The organism is Butyricicoccus sp., assembly GCF_050872565.1.
In the GTDB taxonomy this organism is placed as follows: Bacteria; Bacillota; Clostridia; order Oscillospirales; family Butyricicoccaceae; genus Butyricicoccus_A.
Genome location: NZ_JBNMHC010000143.1, coordinates 1 through 5,415, shown reverse-complemented (window position 1 = coordinate 5,415; position 5,415 = coordinate 1). Strand labels below are relative to the sequence as shown.

At 52.9% G+C, this 5,415-nt stretch carries 7 protein-coding genes; all 7 read right to left on the bottom strand.

The features are described 5' to 3' along the window. A partial coding sequence (locus ACR0P9_RS07095) for an RCC1 domain-containing protein (RefSeq protein WP_432618676.1) occupies nt 1–525 on the bottom strand: 525 nt, incomplete at its 3' end. Nucleotides 526–712: 187 nt separating this feature from the next. Continuing rightward, nucleotides 713–1,654, bottom strand: coding sequence for a tRNA glutamyl-Q(34) synthetase GluQRS (gene gluQRS / locus ACR0P9_RS07090; RefSeq protein ID WP_432618674.1), 942 nt, complete (start codon nt 1,652–1,654; stop codon nt 713–715). A 1-nt stretch (nt 1,655) separates the two neighbouring features. Further along, nucleotides 1,656–2,075 (bottom strand): hypothetical protein, encoded by a 420-nt coding sequence (locus tag ACR0P9_RS07085; RefSeq protein ID WP_432618672.1) that lies wholly within the window; start codon nt 2,073–2,075, stop codon nt 1,656–1,658. 102 nt (nt 2,076–2,177) lie between these two features. Next, nucleotides 2,178–2,723, bottom strand: a complete 546-nt coding sequence (locus ACR0P9_RS07080; protein ID WP_432618670.1) for a TIGR00730 family Rossman fold protein — start codon at nt 2,721–2,723, stop codon at nt 2,178–2,180. A gap of 97 nt (nt 2,724–2,820) precedes the next feature. Next, nucleotides 2,821–3,225 carry a hypothetical protein gene (locus tag ACR0P9_RS07075; protein ID WP_432618668.1) on the bottom strand — a complete coding sequence of 135 codons (405 nt, stop codon included), beginning with the start codon at nt 3,223–3,225 and terminating at the stop codon, nt 2,821–2,823. Nucleotides 3,226–3,232: 7 nt separating this feature from the next. Beyond that, a complete protein-coding gene (ptsP, locus tag ACR0P9_RS07070; protein ID WP_432618666.1) occupies nt 3,233–4,897 on the bottom strand; it encodes a phosphoenolpyruvate--protein phosphotransferase in 1,665 nt (554 codons plus the stop codon). A 350-nt stretch (nt 4,898–5,247) separates the two neighbouring features. Beyond that, nucleotides 5,248–5,415: glycoside hydrolase family 3 N-terminal domain-containing protein (locus tag ACR0P9_RS07065; protein ID WP_432618678.1), on the bottom strand; the 168-nt coding region annotated here is incomplete at its 5' end.

Here is a 5,415-nt window from a genome sequence, read left to right as displayed (position 1 = left end):
GGAATCCGCAATACCCAGTGCACCGTTTTTATTTCTGCCCCAGACATACAGCGAACCATTGGTGTCAATCGCCAGCGCATGTTTGCTGCCAGCGGCGATCATCGCAATATCTGTGTTGACTTTTTTCGGCTCCATGCGGCTAGTGTTGTCGCCATCGCCCATCTGATAGCTGGTGTCATCGCCCCAAGCATAGAGGTCTCCGTCTTTGCACAGTGCAAACGACAGCTCATCTCCCGCCGCTACCTGTGTGACTTTGCCGGAGATTTTAACTGCCTTGACCGGCTTGGACTGATTGTCGCAATTGGAATTGCCCAATTCGCCCTTATTGTTGTGCCCCCAAGCATAGACCGCGCCGCCGGCATCTACTGCCAGCATATGATCCTCGCCAACGGCGATCTGCTCGGATGTGATGGTCTCTGTCGAGCCATTCTTGCTGAGTCCAACGAACATAGCGACTGCAAGCACAACGACAACAACCGCCGTGCCCAGCAGGGCTGCAATAATCTTGTTTCTCTCTCTTGACATACTGCTTGATTCCTCACTTTTCCTGAAAAGCACCGCCCATACCTCGCGGTTTTCTCATTTCTGTGCGCGGCACGCCGTTGTTTTTCCGACAGACGCCGCGTTTCCGTGATTATTATACCATCAAACAGAATTACTTGCAAAATAATTGTGGAAATTCACGAAAAAAACAGACAAAAAACCGGAGGGATCACAGTAGGATCTCCTCCGGCAAAGCAATATCTTGTTTTGGTATCTTGTCCCACGAAAAATCGGCAATCAGCTCATGCAGAGCGACCGGCTCCGCAGTCGGGCGCAGTCCTGCCGCCTTCGCCAACATGCCGACAATCGGTTCCGGACGGCCGAATCTTTCGCGCAGCACGCCCAGATCCAAATCTCCATCCCGCTTGGACAGCCGTCTGCCGTCCGGCGCGGTGAGCAGCGGCATATGATAAAACTGAGGAATGGGAAAGCCCAGCTGTTCATACAGATACATCTGCCGCGGCGTGGAATTGAGCAAATCGCTGCCGCGCACAACCTCTGTCACGCCCATCTCTCCGTCATCCACGACAACCGCCAATTGATAGCCATACACGCCGTCAGACCGCCGAATGATGAAATCTCCGCAGTCCTGCGCCAAATTCTCCGTGTACACGCCCTGACAGCCGTCTGTGAACGACACCACGCGATCCGGCACGCGCACCCGCCAAGCAGGCGGACGGCGTTTGGATTTTTCCGCGATTTGCTCCAACGTTAAATTGCGGCAGGTGCCCGCATAGATATACGTGCCATCGGAACGATGCGGTGCCTGTGCGGTGTGCAGCTCAGCGCGGCTGCAAAAGCACGGGTACAGCAAGCCCTTATCTTTGAGCATCTCAAAATATTTGTCATAGATTTCCGTGCGGCTGCTCTGATACCACTGTTCGCCGCCTGCGCTGCCGCCGTCATCCCAGTCGATGCCAAACCACTGCAAGTCCTCTTCGATTTGATCCGCCAGTGAACGCGGGCAGCGCATGGCATCCAAATCTTCTATGCGCAGGAGATACTTGCCCTGTTTGGACCGAACTGACAGCCAAGACAGCATGGCACACAGAATATTGCCCAGATGAATGCGTCCGCTCGGCGTCGGGGCAAATCGTCCGCATACTGCCATGTTACTGCTTGCCCTCCGGACGGTCGCCGCAGTCCGCCATGCACTTCGCACAGTCATGCATACAGTGCATCGGGTCGTCCTCATCCTCTTCCGGAATGACAATCTTGGACGGATCGCCGACCTGTTCGCCTGCCAACAGACCGGCAATGCACTCGACAGCATCGCCCTGACATCCCGGCAGCACCTGCATACCAATCATGCGCAGGGTCTCCTGCAATGCCGTGCCGACTTCGCCCGCCAGCATGACATCAATATTCTGCATGGACAGCTTGAACAACACGCTGGTGATGCCTGCGCCGTCCAGCGAAATGACTTCCTTGGATACCGGCTGACCATTTTCTTCGGTGACAATAATCACTTCCGTGCTCTCATTGAGTGCCGGTGCAATCACACCGTCTTTTACTGCTGCTGCTACTTTCATATATGCTTCCTCCTCACGAATGCTATCCTTCGTGTTCTTTGTTCGTATACCTGCTTATTATATCTCAAATACCGGAACGGCGCAACGGTATCCCCCGCCGCTTCAGCAAGATAAGCAAGAATCCAGTACTTTTTGCAGTTCTTCCAGATTTTTCACAAAATAAATCTTTCTCTGCCGGTACTCGCTGGACAGGTCTGCCGCAATCATGCGCTCCAGCAGCTGCTGCAAGCTGTCATAATATCCGCGCAGGTTATAGAGAATGCACGGAGCATCCAGCCGATCCAGTGCCAGCAGCGACATGACCTCTGTGATTTCCTCCAGCGTTCCTGTGCCGCCCGGCATCGCAATAAACGCATCGCCCAACTCAATCATCTTGGTCTTGCGCTGTGCCATGGTCTCTGTGACAATGAGATGGGTCACGGCATCGTATTGCAGCTCTTTTTCCACAAAAAAGCGCGGCTCGACACCGGTGACTGTTCCGCCAGCGTGCAGCACGCTCTCGGCAATGATTCCCATCAATCCGACTTTCGAGCCGCCGTATACCAAGTCATTTCCGCTCTCGCCAATCCATGTACCCAGCTCCCGCACGGCCTGTTTTAGTGCCGGATCATTTCCTTCGTTTGCCCCCAAATAAACCGTTATATTCATGCTTTCGCCTTCTTTCTGTTGTCTTGTCTCAGTATAACATAAAAAAGAGCCTGCCGCAGCAGCGGCAGGTCTTCTATTCCGTCAAATATTCATCTTTTCACGTATCAAGATACATCAAATACGCTGTCAATTCCTCACTGCCTGCATAGCATTCGCAAGCATCTATCCCTCGCCAAATCAGTAAATGCGTTTGTAGCAAAGGACAATTCGATTCCACAAGTCCCAGCTCTGTTTCAAAGATAGCCACAATATCTGTGATACCGATTTGTGCAGCATCATCATAATATATTTTGCTCTTATGATCTTGTAACACGCGAAAGATTTGTAGTGTATCCGGTTTTTCGCTCCAAGAATGATAAAAATTGTATCTCGTTATTCTCAAATAAATCGGATCCGCCTCTTCTTCTGTGATTTCTTCAACTGCAACCGTTTGTTTCAGCTTTTCTATCAGTTCCGGCGGCGTCCTTTTCGGACACACAAATTCCTCGTGTCTATTTGACATTGTATCTTTATCTCAGCAGCTCTTCGAGAATGCTCTCGCTGTTTTCCGCGGTGTTAATTGCGCGGATGGTCGAGCGAAGCGGCAGGACAGCGGACGGAGAAACACTCAATTCGTCCACGCCGAGTGCCATAAAGGTCTCTGTCAGCGACGTATCTGCGCCAAGCTCGCCGCAGATGCCGATCCAGATGCCAGCCTTATGGGCATTGTCTGCCGCCATCTTAATCATGCGCAGGACTGCCGGATGATGGGCATCAAAAAAGCGATCCAGATTGCCGCCCTGTCTGTCAGTCGCCAGGGTGTACTGGGTCAAGTCGTTGGTGCCGACAGAGAAGAAGTCCACGAGCTTTGCCAGACGATCCGACATCATAACAGCGGACGGGGTCTCAATCATGATACCCAGCTCGATGTTCTCATCAAACGGCTGCTCCTCCTTGCGAAGCTCTGCCTTGACGCCCTCGCAAATGCGCTTGATTTCCAGCACTTCCCACTCAGACGTAATCATCGGGAACATGATGGCAATCTTGCCGTAAGCCGATGCGCGGTACAGCGCGCGCAGCTGGGTCTTAAAGACCTCCGGACGGGTCAGACAGATACGAATGGCACGCAGACCCATCGCCGGGTTTTCCTCATGTGCCAGCTGGAAGTAATCCGCCTGCTTGTCCGCACCGATGTCCAGTGTGCGGATGATGACGCGCTTGCCGCCCATGCGCTCGGCAACCGTCTTATATGCCTGGAACTGCTGTTCCTCGGTCGGATAATCGTTGTTCTGCAAGTACAGGAACTCGGATCGGAACAGACCGATGCCGCCGCCATCGTTGGCGAGCACCTGATCGACGTCGTCCGGAGAGCCGATATTGCAGTATACCATGACCTTGCGGCCATCAATCGTCACATTTTCCTTGCCCTTGAGCTGATCCATGAGCTCCTTCATGGCGCGCTGCTTGGCGTGCTTCTTGCTCAGACGCTCATGGGTCATTTCATCCGCTTCGACAAACAGCTCGCCGGTCTCGCCGTCAATCCATGCGGTCTTGCCCTCATACTCTTCCTTGAGCGCATCGCCGGTGCCGATGACAGCTGGAATACCCATCGTGCGCGCCAGAATCGCCGTATGACTGTTGCCGGAGCCGCCCTGTGTGACAAAGCCCAAAATCTTGGACTTATCCAGCTGCACGGTCTCAGACGGAGCCAAATCGTCCGCTGCCAGAATGACCGGCACATCGGAATCAATGCCGCCTGCTGCCGCACCGCTCAAGATGCCAATCACGCGGTTGGAAATATCCTTGACGTCAGCGGCGCGCGCCTGCATGTAGCTGTCGTCCATCGAAGCGAACATCTGCGCAAACTGCTCGGCAATCTGCGAAACGGCATATTCGGCGTTGACCTGCTCGCCGTCAATCAAGTCCTGAATGCCCTCTACATAGTCGAGGTCGTCCAGCATCATCTGATGCGCTTCAAACAGCTCGGCACCCTCTTCGCCTACTTCTGCGAGTGCCTTTTCATACAGCTCCTTGAGCTGCTCCATCGCGGTCTGTCGAGCCGATTCAAAGCGCTGCTTTTCCGCTTCTGTATCTGTAATCTCATGTTTTGCGATGTCATGCGCTCCACGTCGATAAAAACACAGCGGACCATTTGCCACGCCGCCGGAGACGCCTTTTCCCTGAATGGTGTACATAACAAGTTCCTCCCTCATTGTGTGCCTGTCTGTATACAGGCCTTCTGTTGTTTCAGCTTCCCATTCTCCCTCATTTTCCTGCATTTTGTTGCATGAAAAAAGCAGAAGGATCTGTTCTCTATTCTTCTGCTCACACCGTACCGATCTGTGATTTTGTGCGCACAGAAAAGACCTGAAAACCTATCTCTTATTTCAGCTCTATGATCCCCGCACCGAACAGACCAGCGCTCTCTATTCTCTTGTATTTTATCTATTCCTATTTCATCTTATCCGCTTCCCGCGCATTTGTCAAGAATACACAGAAAAAAAGAGGATACAATCTCGCAAATTGTATCCTCTGTTCGGTTGGTTTAGGCAATTAATCCGCCGTCGATCTTCGCGGTCAGAATGCGCTGTACGCTCTCATCAATGCGCTGCTCGGTCAGCTTGCCGTCGGACACCGCCTGAAACAGTGCCTGATATACGGCGTCCACATCGGACGGTTCCAGCAGCATATCCGCTCCCGCCTGTACGGCGAG

Excerpts from the sequence above, each read along its gene's own strand:
- gluQRS (WP_432618674.1), bottom strand. The coding sequence starts at position 1,654 with ATGGCAGTATGCGGACGATTTGCCCCGACGCCGAGCGGACGCATTCAT.
- ACR0P9_RS07085 (WP_432618672.1), bottom strand. The coding sequence starts at position 2,075 with ATGAAAGTAGCAGCAGCAGTAAAAGACGGTGTGATTGCACCGGCACTC.
- ACR0P9_RS07080 (WP_432618670.1), bottom strand. The coding sequence starts at position 2,723 with ATGAATATAACGGTTTATTTGGGGGCAAACGAAGGAAATGATCCGGCA.
- ACR0P9_RS07075 (WP_432618668.1), bottom strand. The coding sequence starts at position 3,225 with ATGTCAAATAGACACGAGGAATTTGTGTGTCCGAAAAGGACGCCGCCG.
- ptsP (WP_432618666.1), bottom strand. The coding sequence starts at position 4,897 with ATGTACACCATTCAGGGAAAAGGCGTCTCCGGCGGCGTGGCAAATGGT.